Annotated in this window: 23 protein-coding genes and 2 pseudogenes; 7 read left to right on the forward strand and 18 right to left on the reverse strand. The window is 65.6% G+C overall.

Features of this window, described 5'->3' with window-relative positions:
* Positions 1 to 276 precede the first annotated feature (276 nt).
* Complete coding sequence (locus tag FE851_RS04645; RefSeq protein ID WP_145200264.1) at positions 277 to 525, forward strand: helix-turn-helix domain-containing protein; 249 nt, start codon at positions 277 to 279, stop codon at positions 523 to 525.
* A gap of 2 nt (positions 526 to 527) precedes the next feature.
* Positions 528 to 1,856 carry a type II toxin-antitoxin system HipA family toxin gene (locus tag FE851_RS04650; protein WP_145200267.1) on the forward strand — a complete coding sequence of 443 codons (1,329 nt, stop codon included), beginning with the start codon at positions 528 to 530 and terminating at the stop codon, positions 1,854 to 1,856.
* Positions 1,857 to 1,939: 83 nt separating this feature from the next.
* Here FE851_RS04650 and FE851_RS27220 read toward each other — a convergent pair.
* Positions 1,940 to 2,182, reverse strand: a pseudogene (locus FE851_RS27220) (hypothetical protein); the annotation flags it as partial.
* Between the two features lie 178 nt (positions 2,183 to 2,360).
* Here FE851_RS27220 and FE851_RS04655 point away from each other — a divergent pair.
* From FE851_RS04655 to FE851_RS04665, 3 genes are read left to right on the forward strand one after another with little or no spacing between them, the layout of a single operon-like run.
* Positions 2,361 to 3,119 carry an ImuA family protein gene (locus tag FE851_RS04655; RefSeq protein WP_145200270.1) on the forward strand — a complete coding sequence of 253 codons (759 nt, stop codon included), beginning with the start codon at positions 2,361 to 2,363 and terminating at the stop codon, positions 3,117 to 3,119.
* Positions 3,034 to 4,557 (forward strand): Y-family DNA polymerase, encoded by a 1,524-nt coding sequence (locus FE851_RS04660; protein ID WP_145200273.1) that lies wholly within the window; start codon positions 3,034 to 3,036, stop codon positions 4,555 to 4,557. The genes FE851_RS04655 and FE851_RS04660 overlap by 86 nt, the downstream gene beginning before the upstream one ends.
* Positions 4,554 to 7,802: an error-prone DNA polymerase gene (locus FE851_RS04665; protein WP_145200276.1), complete on the forward strand. Its 3,249-nt coding sequence runs from the start codon at positions 4,554 to 4,556 to the stop codon at positions 7,800 to 7,802. The genes FE851_RS04660 and FE851_RS04665 overlap by 4 nt, the downstream gene beginning before the upstream one ends.
* Here FE851_RS04665 and FE851_RS04670 read toward each other — a convergent pair.
* The gene (locus FE851_RS04670; RefSeq protein ID WP_145200279.1) at positions 7,799 to 8,398 is read right to left on the reverse strand and encodes a hypothetical protein; all 600 of its coding nucleotides are present in this window, start codon (positions 8,396 to 8,398) and stop codon (positions 7,799 to 7,801) included. The genes FE851_RS04665 and FE851_RS04670 overlap by 4 nt on opposite strands.
* Positions 8,399 to 8,410: 12 nt before the next feature.
* Positions 8,411 to 9,037, reverse strand: coding sequence for an SOS response-associated peptidase (locus FE851_RS04675; RefSeq protein ID WP_145200282.1), 627 nt, complete (start codon positions 9,035 to 9,037; stop codon positions 8,411 to 8,413).
* A gap of 118 nt (positions 9,038 to 9,155) precedes the next feature.
* Between FE851_RS04675 and FE851_RS04680 the strand changes: the two genes are divergently transcribed.
* Together FE851_RS04680 and FE851_RS04685 are read left to right on the forward strand one after the other, a co-directional pair.
* Positions 9,156 to 9,623, forward strand: a complete 468-nt coding sequence (locus FE851_RS04680) for an SOS response-associated peptidase family protein (RefSeq protein WP_261370852.1) — start codon at positions 9,156 to 9,158, stop codon at positions 9,621 to 9,623.
* 16 nt (positions 9,624 to 9,639) lie between these two features.
* A complete protein-coding gene (locus FE851_RS04685; RefSeq protein WP_145200285.1) occupies positions 9,640 to 10,278 on the forward strand; it encodes an alpha-ketoglutarate-dependent dioxygenase AlkB in 639 nt (212 codons plus the stop codon).
* Here the strand turns inward: FE851_RS04685 and FE851_RS04690 are convergent.
* From FE851_RS04690 to FE851_RS04765, 15 genes and pseudogenes are all read right to left on the reverse strand, one after another.
* The gene (locus tag FE851_RS04690) at positions 10,256 to 10,741 is read right to left on the reverse strand and encodes a hypothetical protein (protein WP_145200288.1); all 486 of its coding nucleotides are present in this window, start codon (positions 10,739 to 10,741) and stop codon (positions 10,256 to 10,258) included. The genes FE851_RS04685 and FE851_RS04690 overlap by 23 nt on opposite strands.
* Positions 10,742 to 10,744: 3 nt before the next feature.
* Positions 10,745 to 11,122 carry a hypothetical protein gene (locus tag FE851_RS04695; RefSeq protein WP_145200290.1) on the reverse strand — a complete coding sequence of 126 codons (378 nt, stop codon included), beginning with the start codon at positions 11,120 to 11,122 and terminating at the stop codon, positions 10,745 to 10,747.
* Positions 11,123 to 11,166: 44 nt separating this feature from the next.
* Positions 11,167 to 11,667, reverse strand: a complete 501-nt coding sequence (locus FE851_RS04700) for a cupin (RefSeq protein WP_145200293.1) — start codon at positions 11,665 to 11,667, stop codon at positions 11,167 to 11,169.
* Between the two features lie 5 nt (positions 11,668 to 11,672).
* Positions 11,673 to 12,482 (reverse strand): exodeoxyribonuclease III, encoded by an 810-nt coding sequence (gene xth, locus FE851_RS04705; RefSeq protein ID WP_145200296.1) that lies wholly within the window; start codon positions 12,480 to 12,482, stop codon positions 11,673 to 11,675.
* A pseudogene (ligD, locus tag FE851_RS04710) lies at positions 12,479 to 14,140 on the reverse strand (DNA ligase D); the annotation flags it as partial. The pseudogene ligD and the gene xth, both read right to left, overlap by 4 nt.
* A 17-nt stretch (positions 14,141 to 14,157) precedes the next feature.
* Entirely contained in the window at positions 14,158 to 14,976 is an 819-nt protein-coding gene (locus FE851_RS04720; protein WP_261370970.1) for a DUF2493 domain-containing protein, read from the reverse strand.
* Between the two features lie 421 nt (positions 14,977 to 15,397).
* Positions 15,398 to 16,450: a toprim domain-containing protein gene (locus FE851_RS04725; RefSeq protein WP_145200302.1), complete on the reverse strand. Its 1,053-nt coding sequence runs from the start codon at positions 16,448 to 16,450 to the stop codon at positions 15,398 to 15,400.
* Between the two features lie 12 nt (positions 16,451 to 16,462).
* Positions 16,463 to 20,860, reverse strand: coding sequence for a strawberry notch family protein (locus tag FE851_RS04730; protein WP_145200305.1), 4,398 nt, complete (start codon positions 20,858 to 20,860; stop codon positions 16,463 to 16,465).
* A 225-nt stretch (positions 20,861 to 21,085) separates the two neighbouring features.
* On the reverse strand, positions 21,086 to 21,895 hold the full coding sequence (locus tag FE851_RS04735; RefSeq protein WP_145200308.1) for a DUF7007 domain-containing protein: 810 nt from the start codon (positions 21,893 to 21,895) through the stop codon (positions 21,086 to 21,088).
* Between the two features lie 11 nt (positions 21,896 to 21,906).
* Positions 21,907 to 22,230 (reverse strand): hypothetical protein, encoded by a 324-nt coding sequence (locus tag FE851_RS04740; RefSeq protein ID WP_315850564.1) that lies wholly within the window; start codon positions 22,228 to 22,230, stop codon positions 21,907 to 21,909.
* Positions 22,227 to 22,703 (reverse strand): hypothetical protein, encoded by a 477-nt coding sequence (locus tag FE851_RS04745; RefSeq protein ID WP_145200311.1) that lies wholly within the window; start codon positions 22,701 to 22,703, stop codon positions 22,227 to 22,229. The genes FE851_RS04740 and FE851_RS04745 overlap by 4 nt, the downstream gene beginning before the upstream one ends.
* 86 nt (positions 22,704 to 22,789) lie before the next feature.
* Complete coding sequence (locus FE851_RS04750) at positions 22,790 to 22,984, reverse strand: hypothetical protein (RefSeq protein ID WP_145200314.1); 195 nt, start codon at positions 22,982 to 22,984, stop codon at positions 22,790 to 22,792.
* A gap of 90 nt (positions 22,985 to 23,074) precedes the next feature.
* Complete coding sequence (locus tag FE851_RS04755; protein ID WP_145200317.1) at positions 23,075 to 23,830, reverse strand: hypothetical protein; 756 nt, start codon at positions 23,828 to 23,830, stop codon at positions 23,075 to 23,077.
* 71 nt (positions 23,831 to 23,901) lie between these two features.
* Complete coding sequence (locus tag FE851_RS04760) at positions 23,902 to 24,264, reverse strand: DUF6915 family protein (RefSeq protein ID WP_145200320.1); 363 nt, start codon at positions 24,262 to 24,264, stop codon at positions 23,902 to 23,904.
* Between the two features lie 10 nt (positions 24,265 to 24,274).
* Positions 24,275 to 24,742 carry a DUF6878 family protein gene (locus FE851_RS04765; protein ID WP_145200323.1) on the reverse strand — a complete coding sequence of 156 codons (468 nt, stop codon included), beginning with the start codon at positions 24,740 to 24,742 and terminating at the stop codon, positions 24,275 to 24,277.
* Between the last annotated feature and the right edge of the window lie 8 nt (positions 24,743 to 24,750).

Genomic DNA, 24,750 nt, shown 5'->3' on the forward strand with positions numbered 1-24,750 from the left:
GACAGAGCCGCGATTCTTCCGATGCACGATGCAAGGAGGCCGTGCCCGGCCAGACCTTTCCCAGTCGTAATTAGGCGTTCCTGACCAGGTGAGGCGCACCGTCGCGCCTGCCACGACGGATCGGACGACATTGGACCAGAGGCCACGATATAGGTTCTTGCGGCATGGCGCGCCGCGCAAATATACCTTATAGGGAATAAGTCGCATTTATTCCCCATGGGGTATATTGTCGTCTTATGCCTTATAGGGTATACCGGCTGATGCTGGAGAAACGTCATGCGTCAGATCGTCCGACTACCTCGTCAACTGGGTGCGATCATCCAGAGCGAACGGCTTCGTCTGGGCCTGACCCAGTCGGAACTGGCAAGCCTCGCGGGCACGCAGCAAAAGACCATATCGGCGATCGAGAATGGCAGCGAGGGTACAAAGCTGGACACGTTGCTAAGCGTGATCGCCAATCTCGACCTCGATATGCAGCTCATCTCCCGGCAGCGAGATAGCCAATCGATCGAGGATGTTTTCTAGCCATGGCGCGCAGAAAGGCTCATGTCCCGCTCGACGTGCTGATCAATCGCCGTCTTGTCGGTCGTCTGGAGAAAGCGGCGAACGGTGCGATCAGTTTCCGGTATGACGAAGCCTGGCTCGCATGGGAGCATCGCTTTGCTGTTTCCCTGTCCCTGCCTCTGAGCCCCGGGGTCTATCGCGGCGCGGGGGTCGCAGCGGTATTCGACAATCTGCTGCCGGACAGGCAAACAGTGCGACGCCGCGTCGCCGAGCGCATGGGCGCGGCGGGAACGGATTTCTACAGCCTTCTGGAAGCCATCGGGCGCGACTGCGTGGGGGCGATGCAGTTCCTGCCCGAAGGCGCGGTTGAAAGCGGCGATCCTGATGAAACGGGCGAACCCATCGACGATGTCCAAATCGAGGCGCTGCTCGCCGGTCTGGCGCAGGCACCGCTGGGAGTTGACCGCGAGCATGAGTTCAGGATTTCAGTGGCGGGCGCGCAGGAAAAGACTGCCCTGCTCCGCAAGGACGGGAAATGGTTCCGTCCCGGCGGCACCACGCCCACGACGCACATCCTGAAACCCCAGCTCGGACAGATTCCCAGCTCGGACGGCATGATCGACATGTCGGACAGCGTGGACAACGAGCACTATTGCCTGAAACTCATGGAGGCGTTCGGACTTCGGGTCGCGCAGACCGAGATAGCGACTTTCGGTGCGCGCCGGGTGCTCGTAGTCGAACGCTTTGACCGGCACTGGCGCAATGACGGGCGAATTCTGCGACTGCCGCAGGAGGATTGCTGTCAGGCACTCGGTGTTGCCTCGACGCGGAAATACCAGAGCGACGGCGGCCCGAATATGCGGGACATCCTCGACCTGCTGAAAGGCGTGGACGAGCCGCAGATCGATCAGGTCGCCTTCTTCAAAAGCCAGATCCTGTTCTGGCTGATCGGCGCGACAGACGGCCATGCCAAGAATTTCAGCATCTTTCTCAAGCCCGGCGGTCGCTACAGTCTGGCACCATTCTACGATGTCCTGTCCGCACAACCTGCGGTCGACAAAGGTCAGATCGAACCGAGCAGCTTTCGCCTGGCGATGTCGGCGGGGACGAACCGCCACTATCGAATGACCGAAATCATGGGGCGGCATTTCGTCCAGACGGGTAAGGCAGCAGGTCTCGCGCCCAGCCTCATGCGAGAGGCCATCACGCAGTTGCTGGACTGCGCGTCCCAAGCACCCATGCGCACGCAAAAGGCAATGCCGAAGGATTTTGCGATTTCCGTTCACGAAAGTATCGCCGCGGCCATCGCCGCACGTCTGCCGCGATTGACGGAAGCATTGAAAGACTTGTGAGGAACCGCCACGGCCCGAGCGATGCCACAGAGCCGATCTGAGACGATGTGGTGCGCATCTGGACTGGGTGAAGCCGTAAATGTCTAGCAACGCTTCCGGAAGTCCCAGACGCGGATGCCCATCCTGCGGGCCTTGTCGGCGAGGTTGTCCTGAATGCCGGTGCCCGGAAAGACGATGACGCCTTTGGGGCAAGCATCCAGCATGGCATCGTTGCGCTTGAACGGCGCCGCCTTCTTGTGGCGGTTCCAGCCGGGCCGATAGGGATCCCGCGGCGCGTTACGGTCGCGCGCGCAGCACGCGGCGAACCCCGCCCCGGCGTTCGGGGTAACAGCACGGCACTTTCAGGAGCCCCGCGTGGAAGCCCGCCCCTATCGCGGTAATAGGCGCGGCAAGGCGATCCACAGGACCGGCACATTGGTCGCGGATGAGCCGCACGATTGACTCCTGTTAACGGATAGGAGAACATTTAGAGAACATATTAACATTTTGGTCGTTCATGGAGTTATGAAATCGTCCGGAAATCCACGCCTTGCAGAGCTGCGCGAGCGAATCGCCCGAATCGAGTCGGGCGAGCGCCGTTCGCGCGGCGTGCTGCCCTTCGGGCTCGAAGCGGTCGACCGGAAGGTGCCCGGCGGCGGCCTCGCATTGGGCGCGCTGCACGAGGTCGCAGGTGGCGGCAATGGCTCGGTGCATGGCGCGGCGGCATCGCTGTTCGCTGCCGGGATCGCGGCGCGAACATCCGGTCAGGTTCTCTGGTGCGTGACGCGGGCCGATCTGTTCGCGCCCGCGCTGTCGCAGGCGGGCCTTCATCCCGACCGGGTGATCTATGCCGAGGTCGGCGACGAGAAGGCGGTGCTGGCCTGCATGGAAGAAGGATTGCGGCACGGCGGGCTCTCGGCGGTGGTGGGCGAACTCGCCCGCCTGCCGATGGTCGCCTCGCGCCGCTTGCAGCTCTGCGCCGAGGAGAGCGGCACGATCGCGTTGGCGATCCGGCGCTGGCGCCGCATGGTCGAGGCTGCGGATTTCGGGCAGCCGACCGCGAGCGTCACGCGCTGGCGGACCAGCGCGATGCCGTCCGCGCCGTTGCCGGTCCCCGGCGTCGGCCGGGCACGCTGGCTGGTGGAGCTGATCCGCGCTCGCGCAGGCGAATGCGCGGATTTCCAACTGGAGGCCTGTGATGAGCAGGGCCGTCTCGCTCTACCTGCCGACCTGGCCGACGGATCGGTTGCGGCGGAGCCTCGGCGCCTCGGCGCCGCCGCCTGACGCGCCGCTGGTTCTCGTCGGCCGTGACGGGCGCAAGCGCGCGATCGTCGCCGCCAATGCCGCGGCGCTCGAACTGGGCGCGGCGCCCGGCATGGCGGTCGCCAAAGCGCAGGCGCTGATCGAAGGGCTTGAGGTCCGCGACGCCGACCCGGCCGGCGACGATGCGGCGCTCGAACGCCTCGCGGTCTGGGCGCTCAAACGCTATTCGCCGATGGTCGCGGCCGATCCGCCCGACGGCCTGCGTCTCGACATGGCGGGGGCCGCGCATCTGCTGGGCGGCGAACCCGCCTTCCTTGCCGATCTTGTGCGGCGGCTGACCGATAGCGGCGTCGGCGCGCGGATCGCCATCGCCCCGACCTATGGCGCCGCCCATGCCCTCGCGCGGTTCGAACCTGAGCCGTCCGTGATCGTGCAGCGGCAGGACCTGGAAGCGCGCCTTGCGCCGCTTCCCGTCGCTGCGCTGCGACTCGACACCGCGACGGTAGCCGGGCTGCGCCGCCTCGGCGTCGAGACCATAGGCGAACTGGCCGCCTTGCCGCGTGCGCCGCTGGCGCTCCGGTTCGGGCCGGAAGTCGGGCGCCGGCTCGACCAGGCTTATGATCGGACCGGCGAGCCTTTCGAGCTGGTCGAGGCGCCAGAACTGGTCCGGGTGCGGCGATCGTTCGCCGAGCCGATCGGTGCGCCCGAAACGCTGGCGCGCTATACCGGCAAGCTCGCGGCCCAGCTCTGCGAGGCGCTGGAGGCCAAGGGCCTCGGCGCGCGCCGGCTCGACCTGCTGTTCACCCGCGTCGACAACCGCGTCGAGGCGATCCGGGCGGGGACCGCCAAGCCGCTGCGGGACATCCCCCGCATAACGCGACTGCTGTGCGACCGGATCGAAACCATCGCGCCGGGCTTCGGCATTGAGCTGATGACCTTGACCGCGACGATCGCCGAACCGCTCGACTATCGCGCGGAAGCGTCCAGCCTGATCGATGCCGCCGTTCCAGACCTGTCCGACCTCGTCGACACCCTGGCGAACCGGATGGCGCATGGGCGGCTCTATCGCTGTGCGCCGACCGAGAGCGAAGTGCCTGAGCGGTCGATCCGCCGTGTCGAGCCGCTGGCGCCGCCGATCGGCGTGACCTGGCCGAACGATTGGCCGCGACCTTCGCGCCTGATCGACCCGCCCGCGCCGGTCGAGGCGATGGCTCTGCTGCCGGACCATCCACCGGCGAGCTTCACCTGGGGCGGCGTGCGCCGCCGCGTGAAGCGCGCGGACGGGCCGGAACGGATCTTCGGGGAATGGTGGGTGCGCGACGGCGAGCTGGCAGCCGTGCGCGACTATTTCGAAGTCGAGGATGAAGCGGGCGAGCGCTTCTGGCTGTTCCGCCGCGGCGATGGCGAGGACCCGAACACCGGCGATCATCGCTGGTATCTGCACGGGATCTTCGCATGAGCCGCTACGCGGAACTCCAGTGCGCGTCGCATTTCAGCTTCCTGCGCGGCGCGTCGTCGGCCGAGGAACTGTTCGCCGCCGCCGCCATGCTCGGGATCGAAGCGCTGGCGATCACCGACCGCAACAGCCTGGCCGGGATCGTGCGCGCGCATGAAGCGGCCAGGACTACCGGCGTGCGCCTGATCGTCGGCTGCCGCCTGGTGCTGGCCGACGGAACGGACCTGCTGGTCTATCCGACCGACCGGCCCGCCTATGCGCGCCTCTGCCGGATGCTTTCGGTCGGCAAGGCCCGCGCCGGCAAGGGCAAGTGCGAGTTGCATTGGGACGATCTGGCGGATTGGGGCGAAGGACTGCTCGTCCTGCTGGTGCCCGACGCGGCCGACGATCTGACCGGCCACCGGCTTCGGCGGGTCGCGAAGCTGTTTCCCGGCCGCGCCTATTGCGCGCTCACCCTGCGCCGCCGTCCGCGCGATTTCCTCCGGCTGCACGAGCTGGTGAACATGGCGGCGCAGGTTGGTGTGCCGACCGTCGCGACCAACGACGTGCTGTTCCATGCTCCTGCTCGCAGGATGCTTCAGGATGTGATGACCTGCATCCGTGAGGGCGTGACGATCGACGATGCGGGCTTCGCCAAGAACCGGCACGCCGATCGCTATCTCAAGCCGCCCGAGGAAATGGCGCGGCTGTTCCGGCTCTGGCCGGAAGCCGTGGCGCGTTCGGTCGAGGTGGCCGACCGCTGCCGGTTCAGCCTTGACGAGCTGGCCTATCAATATCCGCATGAGGTGGTGGAGGACGGCCTGACCGCGCAGGCGACGCTGGAGAAGCGGACGTGGGAGGGCGCGGGCGAGCGCTACCCGGAGGGCTTGCCCGAGGAAGTAGCCGCGATTCTGCGGCACGAGCTGGGGCTCATCGCCAGTCTCGACTATGCGCCCTATTTCCTGACCGTCGATTCCATCGTCCGGCAGGCGCGCAGGCTCGGCATTCTGTGCCAGGGACGCGGCAGCGCGGCCAATTCGGCGGTCTGCTATGTGCTCGGCATCACCTCGATCGACCCGAGCCGGAACAACCTGCTGTTCGAGCGCTTCGTCTCGGCCGAACGCCGCGAGCCCCCCGACATCGATGTCGATTTCGAGCACCAGCGGCGCGAGGAGGTGATCCAGTGGGTCTATGAGACCTACGGCCGCCACCGCGCCGCGCTCTGCTCGACGGTGATCCGCTATCGCGCCAAGGGCGCGCTGCGCGATGTCGGCAAGGCGATGGGTCTGCCCGAAGACGTCATTACGCTGCTGTCCTCGCAGATCTGGGGCTGGTCGACCGAGGGCGCCGAACCCAAACATGCCGAGGAACTGAACCTCAACCTCCAGGACCGGCGCCTGCGGCTGACGCTCGATCTCGCCCGGCAGCTCATCGGCACCCCGCGCCACCTCTCGCAGCATCCCGGCGGCTTCGTCCTGACCGAGGATCGTCTGGACGAGCTGGTCCCGATCGAGCCCGCCGCGATGGAGGACCGGCAAGTGATCGAATGGGACAAGGACGATGTCGATGCGCTGAAGATGATGAAGGTCGATGTGCTGGCGCTGGGGATGCTGTCATGCATGCGGCGCGGGTTCGATCTCCTGCGCGAGCACAAGGGCATCGATCTCGATCTGGCGACGATCCCGGCTGAGGACCCGCGCACCTATGCGATGATCCGCAAGGCCGACACGCTCGGCACCTTCCAGATCGAGAGCCGGGCGCAGATGGCGATGCTGCCCCGGATCAAGCCGCGGACCTATTACGATCTCGTCATCCAGGTGGCGATCGTCCGGCCCGGACCGATCCAAGGCGATATGGTCCATCCCTATCTGCGGCGGCGCGAGGGGCTGGAGAAGGTCGATTATCCGACGCCCGAACTGGAGAAGGTGCTCGGCAAGACGCTGGGCGTCCCGCTTTTCCAGGAGCAAGCGATGCAGGTTGCGATGGTCTGCGCGGGCTTCTCGGCAAGCGAGGCCGACCAGCTCCGCCGCGCGATGGCGACCTTCAAGCACACCGGCGGCGTCGTCCATTTCCGTGAGCGGCTGATGAGCGGCATGGTCGAGCGCGGCTATACCGAGGAATTCGCCGAACGGACCGTGAGCCAGCTCGAGGGGTTCGGCTCCTACGGCTTCCCGGAGAGCCACGCGGCGAGTTTCGCGCTGATTGCCTATGCGTCGAGCTGGCTCAAATGCTGGCATCCCGAGGTCTTCTGCGCCGCGCTGCTCAACAGCCAGCCGATGGGATTCTACGCTCCCGCCCAGATCGTCCGCGATGCCCGCGAACATGGCGTCGAGGTCCGTCCGGTCTGCGTCAACGCCTCGCGATGGGACTGCACGCTCGAGCCGGCCGGTGAGGAGCGGTTCGCGGTCCGGCTCGGCCTCAACCGGGTGGCGGGCCTCGCCAATGCCGATGGCGCCGCGATTCTCGCCGCCCGGGCCGGACAGCCCTTTCGCGACGTCGACGATATGTGGCGCCGCGCGAAGGTTCCGGCAGCGGCGCTCGTGCATCTGGCCGAGGCCGACGCTTTCCGGCCTGCCTTCGGTCTTGCGCGGCGCGATGCGCTATGGGCGATCAAGGCGCTGCGCGATGAGCCGCTGCCGCTGTTCGCAGCCGTAAGCGACGACGACAGGCCCGCACCCGAGATCGTCGAGGAAGCGGTTCGGCTCAAGGCGATGACGGCTGGCCGCGAAGTGGTCGAGGACTATCGCCATACCGGCCTGACCCTGCGCCGCCATCCGCTGGCCTTCCTGCGCGACGAGCTGGGCCGCGAGCGGTTCGTCTCCTGCGCCGAGGCCAATGCGCTGAAGGACGGTCGGCCGGTCCGCCTCGCAGGGCTCGTGCTGGTCCGCCAGCGGCCCGGATCGGCGAAGAACGTCACCTTCATCACCATCGAAGACGAAACGGGCGTCGCCAATCTCGTCGTCTGGCCCGACCTCTACGAAAAGCAGCGCCGCATCGTGCTGACCGCCTCGATGCTCGGGCTGCAGGGCCGCGTCCAGCGCGAGGGAGATGTGATCCATATCATCGCCGCGCGGCTGTTCGATCTGAGCCCGCTGCTATCGAGCCTCGGGACACGCGATGCGGCATTTCCGCCGCCGGGTGGCCGGGGCGACGGCGCGCGCCAGGGAGGCGGCGCGGACTCCCGCACGCCGATGCCGCGCTATGCCGGTCTCATCGGTGCGGATCGCGGCGAAGGCTCGCTGAAGCTCAAGCCGCGCAATTTCCATTAGTCTGCCTGCTTTCGCCAGGCGGCCATTGCGCGATCATATTTCGCACGTGCAGCTTCGACCTTGCGGTCGAGCTGCGCGCGTTCCGCCTCATGCCGCTTCTCGACAGTCCGCCGCTCGCGCGCGATTTCAGCCTCGCGGCGAACCAGTTCGTCACGCTCCGCCCGTTGGCGCGCTTCGAGTTCGGAGACGGCCTGTTCGGCCTGATCGAGAGCCGAGCGGTCGGGGCGCGGCTTTGGAGGCTTGGGAGGTTTTGCGGGCTTGGGCGGCTTCCTCTCGGGCGATGCGGGCGGACGCTCGTCGCGCGCTTCGCCGGACGTGCCGGCCTTCGTCTTCGGCCGACGGGGTGGTTCATCCTTAGACAGAGCCGCCATGTGCTCTGCGGTGGTTCCGCGCGGGCGCCGGATAATCTCGCCGGGCCGAGCGAGCGGCTCCGCCATAAGCTCGGGATCTTCAACCCGCTCCGCGGTTCCCATCGCGAAGAGGTTCGTATCGCTTCCCCATGCTTCCAGAGCAGCCTTCTGACTCGGCGCGGCGACATAGGCATCGAAAAACCCTGCCGCTGTGCGGAAGACCTTGAGCTTCTGGGCACGGGGCATGATCTGGCTCTCCTACAGCGCCAGCATCGGCTGCGCGCCTTGCGCCGGTGGGGGATAGGCGCGGGTCACAGGCAGGCTGCCCTTGGGAAGATGGCCCAGGACATCGCGCGCCGGAACCGACGGGTCGAGCCAGTCCGCCCAGCGGTCGGGGGGCAGCGGGATGATCTGGCGATGATGATAGGGTGCGACATCCTCACCGGCATCCATCGTCAGCATGGTGAAGGCTTCGCCTGCCGGACCCTCCCGCCAGATCCCCGCGATGCAGAACCATGGACAGTCGCGCATCGTGAACAGCCACCGGGTCTTGCGCTTCTGGCCGGGCAGGATCGGCGCCGTATGCTCATAGAACCCGTCCGCGGGGATGAGGCATCTATTGGAGGTGAACTCCCGGCCCTCCGAGCGGAAATTGTAGACGGGCTTGCCGCCTTGGCCGGACCAACTCCAGCGCCGATTGACCAGCTCGCCCGCGCCGCGCTCACCTTCGATGCCGCGCACGATCGGCGCCATGTCACCGATGGTTATGACCTCAGCGGCAGCGACGTTGGGCGCGCCTTCGGGCAGCTTGATCCTGATCTTGAGGTCGGCGAAGTCGCCCATGATCGTGGCAACATCGACCAGCAGACTATACGCATTGCACATCCCGTCCTCATCCTCCCTCTGCTTGCTTGTCGCGCCCGCTCGTTCCTTTTATGTTCTCACTATGGAATCGACAGCGAGGCCTTTCGACTCGAACGCGCCGATCGGAAATCAGAGCGCCATGATCCGGCGCAACCCCGACGATCTCCAGGAAATAGAGATGGTCGAAGCGACCTGGGGTTCCAATCCGCGTTTTTTCGGCGGCGGCGCATCGTTCCGCTTCGTGCGCTCGGAGGGTCAGAGCTTCCCGAACCAGCGCTGCCTCGTGCCGGCATCCGAGTTTCATATGAGCGTCGGGGAAAAGAGCTGGCGCGTGATGTTGGCGAGCGGCGGGCATTTCTACCTGGCGGCCGTCTGGGAGCCGGCTATGGCCGGTTGGCCGCTCTGCTATCGGATCGTCACGGTCGCTGCCAATGCGGAGGTGTCCGACTATCAGACCCGGCACGGTGCGATCATCCACTCGGCGCAGGTGATGGACTGGCTCGACCTGAGGAGGCCGGAATCCGAGCTGCTGGTAACGCCGCCGGCGGGCACGTTCGTGGTCGAGGAATTGGCATCGGGTCCGCGCCAGTCGTCTCTGGCGCTGTGATAGCCGGCCTCGATCCATGACGCTGCACTTCTCTTTCGCAGAGGCGACGCGCCAGTCGGACTTGTTCGACGACACAGTCCTTCCGGGCCTGAGCTATGCTCCTGAGATCGTCAGTGCAGCCGAGGAGCGGGGCCTGATCGATCAGATCGGTGCGATCGATCTCAGCCCTTTCCGCTTCCAGCAATGGACGGGAAAGCGGCTTACGCGATCCTTCGGCTGGAACTATGATTTCGAGACGGGCCGCTTTGCGCCGACCGATGCGTTACCCGCCTGGCTGGAACCGCTCAAAGCCCGCGCCGCAAGGTTCGCCGGGCTGGACCCGACCGAACTCGTCCAGGCCTTGCTGATCCGCTACGATCCGGGCGCGGGCATAGGTTGGCACAAGGATCGGCCGGTTTTCGAGCATGTGATCGGCATTTCGCTTGGAAACCCGGCAACCATGCGGTTCCGCCGCCGGGCTGGCGCGAAATTCGCGCGGGCGTCGGCGCCGCTTGCGCCCCGTTCGATCTATCATCTGAGCGGCGAAGCGCGGCATGGGTGGGAGCATAGTATTGCGGCGATGGATTCGCCGCGCTGGTCGATCACGTTCCGGAGCCTGGCGCAGGCGTCTCCGCAGCACGAGTCCGCCGACGTCAATTCATTCCGGTCGCCATAGCGTCCGGAATGAGCTGGCGGAGCTTTGCGATCGAACTCGCGGCGTCGTGATGATGGATGAATATGCCTCCGGCGTCCTCCCACAAATGGGCATGGCGTAACTGGTCATCGACGAGAATATCGCCTTCCTGCGCATGGTTGCGCTTGTCCACCGCCATGACCGTCAGGATACGCGTGCCGGGGAAATGCTCGGCGGCCCAGCGGACCTTTTGCGGTGCGGCCCATTTGCCGCGTGGCAGGCCGGTCAGGATCACCGGATCGAGATGGCGGACGGCTTCGAACAGGTCCATCGCGTCGGGCATCAACGGCAGCGTCCCGTAGAAATCTGGATGGCGGGCGATCTCTCGCCAGAAGGCAGCTATGCCGCGCCGCTTCTCGAACACGCGTGGCGGCATGCCCAGCAGTTCGGTCGCTGCACGGTCAAAGTCGGCGAGAACGCCATCGCAGTCGAGATAGAGCTGCATCGATCAGCCTTTCCATCGCGCCGGTTCCAGCAGGATCGCGACCGGCGGCTCGATCGGTCGCCACCCATGCTCGCGAATGACGTCGTTGCTTTCCTTTGCCTCTCGCCTCGCCGCAAGGCTCCAGGTGATGTGGAAATGGCTGCCGTCACCGCGTTCGGTGGTCCCGCCGATCCGAACGACCAGCGCCTGCACGCCGGCCCCATCGTCCGCTTCGCCGACAATCTCGCCTGCGTTCGCGGTCGGCGTCGGTGTGCCATCGCCCGTTCCGAAGCGCAGCGTCACATGGTCGGCAATCGTGCGCGGGTAACGCGGCGCAAAGCGGGCCAGGAGTTCTTCGCGCTCGACCCGATCCACCTTCCAGCCTGCAATCGATCTCGCCATATGGCCTCGCTTTCCTGCCATGAGGGATTCGGTCCTCGGACCGGTCAGTTCCGCCAGAGATGAACCACGCCGCCGGATTCTCCGACGACAGGATCCCGATCCGGAACGGGAAAGTCGCGCATCCGGCGGCGCGTCTCATCCGACGGGGCCTCCCGGCAGATGTCCCACTCCTGTCCGTCGGGATAGGCGCCGACGACGAGGAAATCGTCGCTGACGTCGAGCCGGCGATGGCCGATCCCGACCGGCAGCACGAGCGCGTCGCCCGCGCGGACCTCGACCTCGCGCCCGCCTGGTCCGCCCAGGAGCAGCGTCCCGTAGCCGGTCGCCACGCCCAGAGCCTCGTGTGCGGTCGAATGATAGTGATGATAGTCGAAAATCGTATCGCGCCATTGCGGCAGCCAGCCGTGATCGGCGAACAGCCGCTCGAACCGCTCGGCCGCCTTCTTTCCTTCGGCCTTGACCGCGCCGCGATAGATCAGGACCGGCAAACACTCGTTGTTCGGCACCCAGTCGTTCTCATGCAGGATGAACTGGTCCGTCTCCATCGTCGCTACTCCGTTGAGCCCAACTTTCGGCGCCGGCGCCTTGTTTCGGTAAGCTCGATCCAGACGGGCGCGTGGTCGCTGGTCTTCTCCCAAGCGCGCGGGCGCGTATCGACCTCGGCCGCGACAAGGCGCGCAGCCGCCGCCGGATTGAGCAGGAAGTGGTCGATCCGCAGGCCGGCGTTGCGCTCAAACGCCCCGCGCCAATATTTCCAGAAGGTGTAGATCGTGTCGCGGGGATGCAGCTGGCGGATGGCGTCGGTCCAACCCTGATCGAGCAGCGCATGGTAGGCTACCTTCACCTCGGGCGCGAACAGGGCATCGTCGCGCCAGCGCTCGGGCGCATAGACGTCGAGGTCCGTCGGCATCACATTGTAGTCGCCGGCCACGATCACCGGGGCGTCGAGCCCGATCAGCGTCGCCATATGGGCATGAAGCCGGTCGAACCACCGAAGCTTGAAATCGAACTTGGGGCCGGGACGCGGATTGCCGTTGGGCAGGTAAATCCCGGCCAGGAGCACGCCATTGACCGCCGCCTCGATGTAGCGGCTCTGAACGTCATCAGGATCGCCGGGAAGTCCGCGACGGGTCTCGTGGATCTCGCCGACGCGGCTCAGGATCGCGACGCCGTTCCAGCGGCTCTGACCGTGCCAGATGGCGCGGTAGCCGGCATCGACAATGGCGCGTTCGGGAAAGTTCTCCTGCGGGCATTTAAGCTCCTGGAGGCAGACGATGTCCGGTTCAGCCAGATCGAGCCAGCGCAGCAGCACCGGCAACCGTCCGTTGATCCCATTCACGTTGTAGCTTGCGATCTTCACAGGTCCGGGAGTTCCTGCTCGGCGCGTCCCCATCCGGACAGCGCCTTGCTGGCGGCCCGCTTCAGCAATTCCTTCTGATCGCCGACATGAAAGTGCGAAGGTTTGTCGATCGTCTCCATCTCCTTCCACGTGATCGGCGCGGCTACCGGCGCTTCGTCGCGCGAGCGGGCGCTATAAGGCATCACCGCGGTCGCTCCGCGCTGGTTGCGAAGATAGTCTACGAAGATTCGGCCCTTGCGCTGTGCCTTGGGCAGCGCCGCCGTGAAGTGCCCGGGGTCCGATTGGGCGACCGCCTGGGCGAGCCGGTGCGCGAAATCCTTCACTTCCGGCCATTCAGCGCGCGGCGTCAGCGGGGCTATGACATGGACGCCCTTGCCGCCGGTGAGCATCGGGAATGTCTCAAGCCCGATTGACCACAGTATGTCGCGGAACTGGAAGGCTGCGGCGCGAACCGCTTCGAAATCGAGGCCCACATCGGGATCGAGATCGAACACCAGGCGGTCGGCCTTCTCGACGTCCTCGATCCGAGCGCCCCAGCCATGAAACTCGATCGTGCCCATCTGCACGCAGGTCAGCAGCCCCTCGGGCGAGTCGATGTAGAGATAGGGCTCCTCGTGCCCATCTTTTTCCATGACGGCGACATGATGAACCGCATCGCCGAAGCTGCCCGCGTCATGCTTCTGGAAAAAGCACTTCTTCGCCCGGCCCTGAGGGCAGCGGACGAGGCTGATGGGGCGCGATCCGACCCAGGGAAGCATGATCGGCGCGACGGCCGCATAATAGTCTGCAAGCTGACCCTTGGTGATGCTGCTTTCCGGATAAATCACCCGGTCGCGATTGCTGATGGGGACAGAGACGGCCGGAGAGGCGGTGGCCTCGGCCACCGGCGTTTCCGTCTCGACCACGACGGCTTCGGGTTTCTTGTCCTCGCGCAGGCCGAGATAGCTTGGATGCCGCAGCGTTCCCTCGTTCGTCATTTCGGTGAAGGCAATCTCGGCGACGAGCCGCGGCTTCAGCCAATGGGCGCCGCGCACCTCGGCGCGGGGCGCCTTGACGGTCGCCGCTTGCTGTTCGAGCGGTCGCATCACCTCCATCTGGCGAAGCAACTCTTCGGTGTCGAAGCCGGTCCCGACTTTGCCCGCGTAACGCAGTTCGCCGTTTTCATGCTGTCTCTTATACACATCTAGATGTGTATAAGAGACAGGCGTTCCCTCGTTCGTCATTTCGGGGAAGGCAATCTCGGCGACGAGCCGCGGCTTCAGCCAATGGGCGCCGCGCACCGCGGCGCGGGGCGCCTTGACGGCCGCCGCTTGCTGTTCGAGCGGTCGCATCACCTCCATCTGGCGAAGCAACTCTTCGGTGTCGAAGCCGGTCCCGACTTTGCCCGCGTAACGCAGTTCGCCGTTTTCATGCTGTCTCTTATACACATCTAGATGTGTATAAGAGACAGGCGTTCCCTCGTTCGTCATTTCGGGGAAGGCAATCTCGGCGACGAGCCGCGGCTTCAGCCAATGGGCGCCGCGCACCGCGGCGCGGGGCGCCTTGACGGCCGCCGCTTGCTGTTCGAGCGGTCGCATCACCTCCATCTGGCGAAGCAACTCTTCGGTGTCGAAGCCGGTCCCGACTTTGCCCGCGTAACGCAGTTCGCCGTTTTCATGCTGTCTCTTATACACATCTAGATGTGTATAAGAGACAGGTCCTGAATGCCGGTGCCCGGAAAGACGATGACGCCCTTGGGACAGATTGCCAGCATAGCATCGTTACGCTTGAACGGCGCGGCCTTCTTGTAGCGGCCCCAGTCGGGCCGATAAGGGTCCTGCGGCACGTTACGGTCACGCGCCCAGCAGGCGGCGATCCGCTCAGCACCGGTCGGAGTAGCGCCGTGCATGAGAATCATGTTCGGAAGCTGGGCGTGGACCTTGTCGAGGACGGCGTAGATGCGCTGATGATCGTTGCAATCCGCGCCGCCGGTGAAGGCGATGCGGACGCCATCGGGATCGAGCACCTTGGCTTTCTGGAAATCCCGCTTTTCGACATGCTTGCGGCTGTCGAGAACCGCGGAGGTCAGCGCCTTGTGGTTCACCATTGCCCCGGAATAGGGCAGCCAGGGCTTGCGGACATGGGTCCGGAACAAGTCGGCGCCGGCATCGCGGAAATATTCCATCGTGTCGCGCCGTTCGATCATGGTGATGCCTTCGGCCAGCGAGCGTTCAAGCTCGACGGACTTCACCTCCGATCCGTCCTGTTCGCGCTGAAGGCGCTTCTGCGTGCGTTCGTTGTCGTCAAGCTCGCGCTCGATCCGGTCGGCGGCGCGGTGAAAGACGTTGACGATATTCCAGAGCAGGTCCTCGAGATCAGGTTCGAGGCGGGTGTCTTCGAGCGCCGAGACCATCGCGTCGAAGATGTCGGCGACGGCCCCGTCGACAAGCCGGGCCTCAGGCAAAGGGCGCTGGTCGGGTTCATCCTCGAAGGGGCGGTAGCCGTAGAGCGCCATTTCTTCGATGACGCCGACGAACGAGGATTCGGCGTGCTCGGGTTCGTCCGTGGGGATGGTGTTTTCGGTCGTCATGTTCTGTCTCCGGCTGGACCGCGCCACTCGCGGCCTTCACGGCGACAAGGGGCAGCGGCCTGGCCGGCTGCGCACCGACAAGCCTTGGCGGTCCCGCGCTTCTCGCGCGGGATGGCGGCCGGAGCGCAGCGGAGGGCGGGAACGCGGCGGCTATTTTGCCTGGCGATGCAAAGCGGCCCCTCGGGGCCGCGGCGGAAAATAGTCGTCGCGCCCGTTGCGCCGACGGACAGGTTGATGCACGTCGCCCTCCATGTGAAGGCCGTGGCGCGGCTCTCGCACCGGAGACACAGGGGACATGCGGCCGAAAGCAGCGGCCCTGCGGCCCGAGACCAACCGCGCCCAATCCTCAGTCAAGCGGCAGCAGAAATCGCCCCTTGTCGGCCACCGAGAGCTGCCGCCCGACGTGCGCCTGCAATCGCGACAGCCCGAATTGCCGCAGGTCATCGTTGAAATCGCCGAGCATGGAATCAAGGGGAACCGCCTCGATCCCGGCCTCCGAAGCGCGCTCTGTCAATGTCTTCAGCGCGCCGTCGCCTCCCGGATCGTCATCGCGCGCGACATAGAGCCGGCGCAGGCCCGGCGGGAACGCGATGGCCGCGAGGTGATTGGCCGAGAGCCCGGCGATCGCGGGCATCACGGGGAGCGCCATGCGGAGCGACAGGATGGTCTCGATGCCTTCGCCGGCGGCCATGACCGGACCCGCAGCCCCGAAGCGGACGCCGTTTCCGAGCAGATGTCCCATGGCGCGCCGAGGATAGGCGACAGGTGCCTTGTCGACCGCATGGGGATCGAGCCAGGTGCGGTGAACGCCGGTGATCGCACCGCCCAGATCGGTGACGGCTGCGATCATCGCGGGCCAGGCTGGACGAACATCGGGAGGATCGTCCTTGGATGCACGATACCAGCATCGGGGATGGAAGCGGAGCGCGTCCGTGCCGGCAAGGTTAGTGATACCGCGCGTGCCGAGATAGGCCGCGACGATACTGCCCGCGATCGGCTGCGTCATGGCGACCAGTCGCCGAGCCGCCTCCGGCGTGCCGGTTGGCGCTTTCGCGGGACGCTTGCAGCGATCTTCCGCAGCCGGGGGTGGCTGCGGAAGGGCGAGGAAGCGCCGTGCCTCGTCGAGTGTCTCCCGCAGCGAACGGGAGCCGTTGCTGGCGGCGATGATGTCGAGCAGGTCGCCATGATCGCCATTCTCGGCGTCTGTCCATTTGCCGGCCTGGCCGCGCCCATCGGGGGACGCGACCAAGCGGACATAGAGACTACGGCCGGGATTGTTGTGAACGTCGCCGATCAGCCAGTAACGGCCTTCGCGATGCCCCTTAGAGAGGTATCGTCGGCAGACAGCCTCGGCATTGTCGGCGAGGCGACGGGAAATCTCGGTTGCTGGACTTTCCATGGGGCCGATCCTTCAGGCGGCTTTCGCCGCGTTGGGAGCGCCGAGCCGCTGGAGGGGAAAGCGCTCCATGAGGCGGGTCAGCACGTTCGGTCCTTCGGCCCCCGTCGGAACGAACAGCCGAAGTTTCCATGAGACGATCTCCGAAATCAAGCCCATCGACTTCAGCCGCTCGACGCCAAGATCGTTGAAGCCGGTCAGCTCGATCCGCCAGTCGTGCATCGCGCGGACCCGCTTGAGCATCTGGCCTTCGGCAAGGTGCAGCACGGCATCGCCCGCCATCAGCATGGCATAGGCGTCGGCAGGGCTGAGCTGCGGGGGTCCATTGTCGCTGGCGACTGTCGCGGCCCAGGCGGGAGATACGCGCCGACCGATAACGCGCTCGCCGTCGTCGGTCTGAAGGCGATAGACCCGCGTGGAGTCATCCGGAAGCTTTTTCCAGATCGGGAGCAGAAGCCCCGTGACCATCTGGAGGGTCGAGGTTTCGTGGGTGGGCAACTCAGCCAGCTCCGCGTTCCAAGCCACGCTGAATCTCTCCTGATCGGTTTCCGCCCACTGGCTCGCGGCCAGCATTTCGGCAGGAACGATGCTGTCGGTGAGCGGCCAGACAAGGCGAACGCGCGGATGGACCGCGCCATCGTCGTCGGTGAGACTGCGTGCCCGACGCTGGATGGCGGCGCGGCCGGTTTTGGCGTTGAGCAGCAGCCTGGCACCCTTGCCATCGGCCATCGCCAGCGCTTCCTCGAGCGACAGCGGGGTCAGGCGGTCCTTGCGTTCGATGGTCAGCAGCGAGGTCTCCGCGCCCGTTCCCGGATGGGTGTAGATCACCGTCCGGCTGGCGATGCGGAAGCTTTCGGCCTGCAAGGTCTCCAGCCCGATCTCATAGTTGCCCGACGCCTTGGCCTGTTCGATCCGCGCGGTCAGCAAGCCTTCGAAGGCCTCGAACAGCAAGTTCTGCATGGTGACGGTAAGCGCCAGCATGCGGTTGAGGAAAGTGTTGATGCCGGGCAGTTCGTCCTTGAGGCCACCCTCGCTGTCCAGCAGGGACAGCCCGGTCGCCGCCTCGAAGCGGGCGAGCGAACAGCCCTCGACCTTTCCGCGCGCGAGCAGGACATAGAGCTGGCGCAGCGCATCACGCGCGTACCAGCTGTCGAAGTTGTCCTCGGGCCGGAACATGTTCTGGCCGCCCGTCTGACGCTGGCCGCGCGTGATCGCGCCCAGCGAGTCGAGCCGCCGGGCAATCGTCGAGATGAACCGCTTCTGCGCCTTCACATCGGTCGAGACCGGCCGGAAGAGCGGCGGCTGCTTCTGGTTGGTGCGGTTGGTGCGCCCGAAACCCTGGATCGCGGCATCGGCCTTCCAGCCCGCTTCGAGCAGGTAGTGAATGCGGCGGCGCTGGTTCGCCGCACCCAGATCGGCATGATAGCTGCGCCCGGTCCCGCCCGCCTCGCTGAACACGAGGATGCGCTTGGCATCGTCCTGGAACGCGGTGGTCTCATGCAGGCTGGCCGAGGCCGGGCGGTTCTCGACCGCGAAGCGAACGCGGCCATCCTCGCCCTTGCGGGGTACGATGCGGCGCGACCGCCCCGTGACCTCGGCGACCTTGTCCGTCCCGAAATGCTGAACGATCTGGTCGAGCGCGCCTGGCACCGGCGGCAGGGCCGCGAGCTTTTCGATCATCGCATCGCGCAGGCGGACGGCCTCGCGGTTGACGACGGGGTTGCCTTCCTCGTCGTGCACGGGCCGCGACGACAGGTTGCCCTCGCCGTCAGTGAAAGGTTCGTAGAGCTGCACCGGGAAGCTGTGCTGGAGGTAGGAGAGAACGCCGTCGCGGGGCGTGATGTCCACCGACACGTCATTCCACTCGTCGGCCGGGATTTCCGCGAGGCGGCGCTCCTGCAGCGCTTCGCCGGTCGAGACGATCTGGACGACGGCGGCGTGGCCATTCGCCAAATCCTGCTCGATGCTGGCGGTGACGCTGGGCGTCTGCATGCTGGTGATGAGGTGATTGAAGAAGCGTTGGAGCATACCCTGATAGGCGGACTTGGCTGCAGCCTTGGCTTGCCGGTTCAGCATCCCGTGGCCCGCGCTGGTGACACCGGAGGCTTCCAGAGCGGCGTCGAGGTTGTTGTGAATCACCTCGAAAGCCGAAGCGAAGCTGTCGTAGATGCGGGTCTGCTCGGGGGTGAGCCGATGTTCGAGCATGGCATATTCGACGCCATCGAAGGACAGCGAGCGCGCCGCATAGAGGCCGAGCGCCTTCAGGTCGCGGGCCAGCACTTCCATCGCGGCAACGCCGCCGTTCTCGATCGCGGTCACGAATTCGCCGCGCGTCGCGAAGGGGAAGTCCTCGCCGCCCCACAGGCCGAGCCGCTGGGCGTAAGCGAGGTTCTGGACAGTGGTGGCCCCGGTCGCCGAGACATAGACGATGCGGGCATTGGGCAGCGCATGCTGGAGGCGCAATCCGGCGCGCCCCTGCTGCGAAGGCGCCACATCGCCGCGCTCGCCCTTGCCGCCGGCGGCATTGGCCATGGCGTGGGCTTCGTCGAACACGATCACCCCATCGAAATCGGCGCCCAGCCATTCGACGATCTGCTCGACGCGCGACTTCTTGCCCCCGCGCTCCTGCGAGCGCAACGTCGCGTAAGTCGTGAACAACACGCCCTCGTCGAGCCGGATCGGGGTGCCCTGCCGATAGCGCGAGAGCGGCGTAACCAGCAGTCGTTCCTGACCGAGCGCTGTCCAGTCACGCTGGGCGTCCTCCAGGAGTCGATCCGAAACGGACAGCCACACCGCTCGTTTCCGACCCTTGAGCCAATTGTCGAGGATGATCGCGGCGACCTGGCGGCCCTTGCCCGCGCCCGTGCCGTCGCCGAGGAACCAGCCCCGGCGGAAGCGCACGGCGTCCTCGTCATCCTCGCGCGCGGCCGAAACTGTGTCCCAGGTCTCGTCGACCTTCCACGCCCCCGAGATCATGCCGGTATGGGCTTCGCCAGCATAGATCACCGATTCGAGTTGTGCATCGGAGAGGATACCCTCGCTCACCAGGCATGGGAGCAGATGAGGTCGGTACGACGGCCGGGGCGGCGCGACCGAGGCCATCGCCGCCGACTGCACCAGCGGGGTCGGATGGGGCTTCGCTTCCGGTATGCGCAGCGACTGGAGCGCATAGGGCTCGTAGATGCCCTCGCTCAGGCCACCGGCGGGTGGGGGCCAGTCGCAGGTTTCATAGGCCAGTTCGACCCTGTCGTCCGGGCCGGTGTTAGCGGCTGGCGCGGAAGCCGCTTTCGCTTTCGCCGGGGCAGAGCGCACAACAGACGGTGTCGCGACTATGGGCAGCACCACCCCCAGCGTCGACGCGGGCGCGGGCGCGACTTCGGGCCTCGCGGCAAGCGGTGCACGCGGCGGCACGAATTGGCACACCCAGTCGAGCAGGGTCGCGGTGTCGAGCGCCATCCCTGCGCTCGCCGGGAATTGGCCTGGATCGTCGGCGGGCACCTTGTCGATCACGGTCAGGCGCGTGTCGATCGTGGTGCCGTGCTTCGCATAGACCTTACCGTCGATCGCGGCGGTGAACACCACGCGGCCCTGCGCCTGCAACCGCATGAAGGCCTCGCGCCATGCGGGCGCATGCGGATCGCAGCTCGCGCCCGCGATCGCCACGAGCCGGCCACCCGGTTCGAGCCGGGCCATCGCCGAGGCGATATGGCGCAGCGCCACATCCTTCATGCGGCTATCGACATGGGCCATGGCCGAGAATGGCGGGTTCATCAGCACGACGGTGGGCCGGACGCTCGCCGTCAGGCGATCGTCGATCGACGCCGCGTCATGCCCCCATACGCGCGTACCCTTGAACAGCTTGCCGAGCAGGCAGCCACGGATTTCGGCATATTCGTTGAGGGCGAGACCGGCCCGCGCCAGCAGGGCGTGAACCGCGAGCATCCCCGTGCCCGCCGAGGGTTCAAGTACCTGGTCGGCAGGCGTCATCGCGGCGGCCACCGAGGCGACGAACGCAAGGCCCGGTGGGGTCGAGAATTGCTGGAGCGCCTGGCTCGTTTCCGAGCGGCGGGTATGGGTGGGCAGCAGCGCGGCGACGCGCTCGATCGCTTTCAAGGCACTGGGCGCGGGACGTGCGAGGAGACCGGCGCCATAGCGGCGCAGGAACAGGATCATCGCCGCCTCGCAGGCATCATAGGCGCTTTTCCAGTCCCAGCCCCCTTCGGCGTCGCTGGCACCAAAGGCATCGACCATCGCCCCGCGCAGCAGCGCCGCGTTGATCCCGCGCCCCGCCTCAAGGGCAGGCAGGAGGGTGCGACCCGCGGTCAGCAGACTCTTCGCCTGGGTTTCGGAATGTCGGGACATGGCGGCGGAAGGCGCGGCACCGCGCGCCGCGTCAGAAAATGCTTGGATCATGGGAAGATGTCTCCGGGAGAGCAGGATTGGGCTAGCCCGCCGGACGCTCTCTCTGGCCCGGCCAGGCTCCCTTCTCCCGGCCTGCCTCTGCCCCTTGGCGGATTGCGAGGGTGGTCGAGTAGGCGTCTCGCGCCCGTAACCTGCCCCTAGGGGCACCGGCTCTCGTCCGCCTCGCACGAATAAGCCCGCTCCGGCGAACCGGAGCGGGCTGTCGGAAGCCTTCGATCAGGGTTCGGCGAGTACCGGATGGCGATCGAGGTCGATCACGAAGCCATGTCGGCCAGCGGCATATTCATCGTAGGGAACGAGGAACCTGCGCCGCCGGACGCCATCGAGACGCTTGCCGCCCAGCGTCGCCACCGTCTCGACCTGACCAGGATAGCGCTCCGATCGTATCGCCGAGATCACCACCCAGTCCGCGGCATGCTCGCGTTCGAAACGCTCGCGATCACGCTGGAAGGATTCTTGCGGTTGCAAGGCCCGGCCATGAACAGCCTCCCAGGCATCGGGATACCAGTCCCTCAGCGTGCGCTCGGCGCTGACCTTCTCCCGATCGGTGAACAGGTCGGGATAGCCCAGTGCCACCTTGGCCCACTCGCCATCCTCCTCATACCAGCCACCATCGACCCGGAGCGCCTTGGGCATGGCGGCATTGCGCGCCCGGTCGAGTTTGAATCCGCCATGCGACGCCGTCGAATGGCAGACGATCCCCTCGGCATAGACCGTCGCGCCCTGCGACATGCCCCAGGGCGTCGAAACCCGCATGCGGACCTCCTTGCGACAAAGGGCATTGCGCTGCGTCAGGTGTCTGGCGACATCTTCGACATGCACCCGGAACGCGGCTTCATCGGCGACGATGCCCTCGCTGCCATAGACATCGGTCTTGGTCCATTCACCGATCGGCCGCGATAGCCGCCACCCCGATGCGAGGCGAAGGCCCTGGGTCGCCGGGATGGCGATATAGGCGATATCGGCGATCCGGGCGGCACGGTGCCCATCGGCCGTGATGCCATATTCGGGAACGACCGCAGTCATCACGCCGTCCATTAGACGGCGCCATCGTCAGGCTGGTGATCGGCACGATAGGCGCGGGAACGCATGTGATCCGGGTCACCGGCTTCATCGACGAGGTAGCCAGTGACCTCCTGGGCAAACTCGGCCTCCACCACGGCCTTGTCAGCGGAGATCATGCGCACGGGAAAGCCATGTCGGCACAGCACGGCGTCGGCTTGTTCCAAGGCCCCGCGATGACCTGTTGCCTCTACCGCGAGTTTGACGCGGACGACGGCATAAACATGGACATAATGGCAGCGCATACCGCCTTGCCCTTCCAGAGCGTTGGCCGCTGAGCGATGATTGTGCATCATCATGCCGCCCTCCCGAGCATCGCAGGAAGCATGACCGGGTCAGGATCGGGCACGACTTCCGCGCGTATCCGATGGTAGCGATGCTCGGCCATCCAGGTTTCGGCGCTGACCATGTCGGGGGCGAGATATTGCAGTTCCTCGCGGTCACCGATCGGGGTGAGAATGCGGACCATACCGGGACGCGGCATTTCCGCGATTTCGAAATTGAGCACGCTCTCGACCGAGTAGTGTCGGCGCACGACCATGAGGATCGTGCCTTGGCTTCCATAATTGCCGAGATGGAGGGTAAAGGTCGCGGGCGAACGATAGTTCGTGCCAATATGCTCGGGCGACCTTTCGACCAGGCGCCCCATCCCATTGTCGTTGTTCCAGGCCTTCAGCTTGCGCGAAAACCGGGCGGGTGGACGCGGCTGGCCATTGGAGAAGCGGATGAGACTGCCGAGCGGCGCGGTATCGTAGATGCGTTGAGCGGACATATTCACAGGCTCCTGAAACGCGAAAGCCCGGCGCGATGGCCGGGCTTTCGGGAAGGTTATGGATGTGGAAAAGGAGAAGGGAGGCGTCAGTCCCTGAGGCCACCGTCGACGATATCGGTCAGCCATTCGTTGGCCTCGTCGAGATCGGCATCGTCGTCATCGATAAGGGCCGCCAGTGCGACGGCCCCCTCGCGACCAAGCTGACCGAGGCGCTGGAGCGCCTTGAGCAGTAACGGGGCCAGCACTTCGGGCGTGGCGGTGTCGATGTCATGCAAATTCATGGGAAGCTCCCAGATCAGGGTTTGAGGAAAGCCCGGCCGTACCGGGTCCGGGCGCGGATGAGCCGGAAGCGTGAAGCCGCCGGCGCTGCGCTAGGGTTGCGCAGTTTCGTGTCGCCCGGCGGCGAGATGGAGGGCGGCCAGCGCCGCGTTGAAAGCAATCTGTCCGCGCTCGCGGGAGAGGTCGGTCGATGCCTGAACCGCACGGGCCGCCGCGCGGATGTCGTCATCGGTCACATCCTCAAGTGCGACGCCTTTCGGCGCCTGGCCTTCGGCGATCTCCTCGACTGTCCGACGCACATCGGCTTCATCGAGCCGCAGAAGCACATGGCTGCCGTGTCCTGGCGCACAGCCGAGGTCGCCATATTGGGCGCGGTCGAGCAGTTCACATTCCATTTCCGTCGTGCTGGACCAGAAAACCCGATCGGCAGTGATCACTGTGACGGAACCGCCGAAGCCGTCGGGCCGCATCTTGCTGCACGTCCAGGCCGAGGTGATGACCACGCTGTCGATCAGGTCGGAGCGGCGGATGACATCCTGGAAAACGGCGTCCTGTAGATCGGAGAGGTCCAGCTCGATTTCGTCGGCATCGGCGTCCGCCGATGCTAGCTCCTTGCGCACGAAGTCGGCGGCGGCGCTGGGCGTGTCACTCGCGATGGCAAGGCTGGCCTTGAGTGTCGCGGGGGCGAGCCAGACTGTGTCGCACACGCCGTCGCTGGCGAAGAAGTAAACCGCATCGCCATCGGGCTCATGCTCGAACATTTGCAGGAGCAAGTCCATTTCGAGCGGAGTGATAGCCGCTGCTGGAATGCTCGGGCGCACCACGGTCTGGGTATAGTAGTCAGCCATTTCGGCCTCCTTGAAACGTGAAAGCCCGGCGCGAGGCCGGGCTTTGAGGGTTGAAACATAAAATCGGAGAATCAGGCGGTGACCGCAAAGGGATCGACCTCCTTGTGGATCGGCTGGGCACGACCCATCCAGCGCTCCGGCCGGATGCAGCGCACCCAGTCCGCGAAGCTGGGAATGAATCCGAGATCCTCGCGAACATGCTGCTCGCCGATAAGCCGCACCGGAACGACCCGCCCGGTCGAGATCGTGATCGTCGCCCCGAAAGCGCGTTCGAGCTGGAATATGCCTTGGGCATGATGGCGCAACGCCCGGTGCCGGAAATCTGCCGTGATTTCCTTGGACTCGTCGAACCACTGGTGCAGCGCCAGATAGTCCTCCGGCACGCCGCCCCATTGGCGGACCGAGGAAAGCGCGTGGTGATAGCAGTGTCCCATTGCCCGCTCCTCACCATTCATGGACATGGTTTTCGGAGGACGTGAACCGCTCATTGTAATCGAGCGTGATCGTGCCCGCCGCCACGTCGAAAGTGAACTCCCCGTAAGCGCCGTCGTTGTTCTCCCAACCCGCGTGCTTGTCGCGCAGAAGGTCGTAGCAGAGTTCTTCGAGCGCATCGGCTAGCGGCATACGTTTCACCTCCGGCGGCTGTCCGCCATAACAGGCAGCGAGAAGTTGGACGGGAGTCGCAGGCAGTTCAGCCTCACCCGCGTCGTTTCTGGGCTGGATTTCCTCGATCTGGCCACTGTCGCCCTCGCCATTGAAAGTGACGACGACGTACGTGATGCCCGCCGAGGCGAGACAAGCGAACAGCAGCGCCTTGTTTTTCGGAATGAGTTTCCTTGCCTCGGCTTCCCAGGCGGCGTGCTTCGCCATTATGGCCGCATAATCGACCGTTGGCGTGAGGGTTTCGGTCATCGACATAT

Source organism: Sphingobium sp. B2 (assembly GCF_007693735.1).
Lineage (GTDB): Bacteria > Pseudomonadota > Alphaproteobacteria > Sphingomonadales > Sphingomonadaceae > Sphingobium > Sphingobium xenophagum.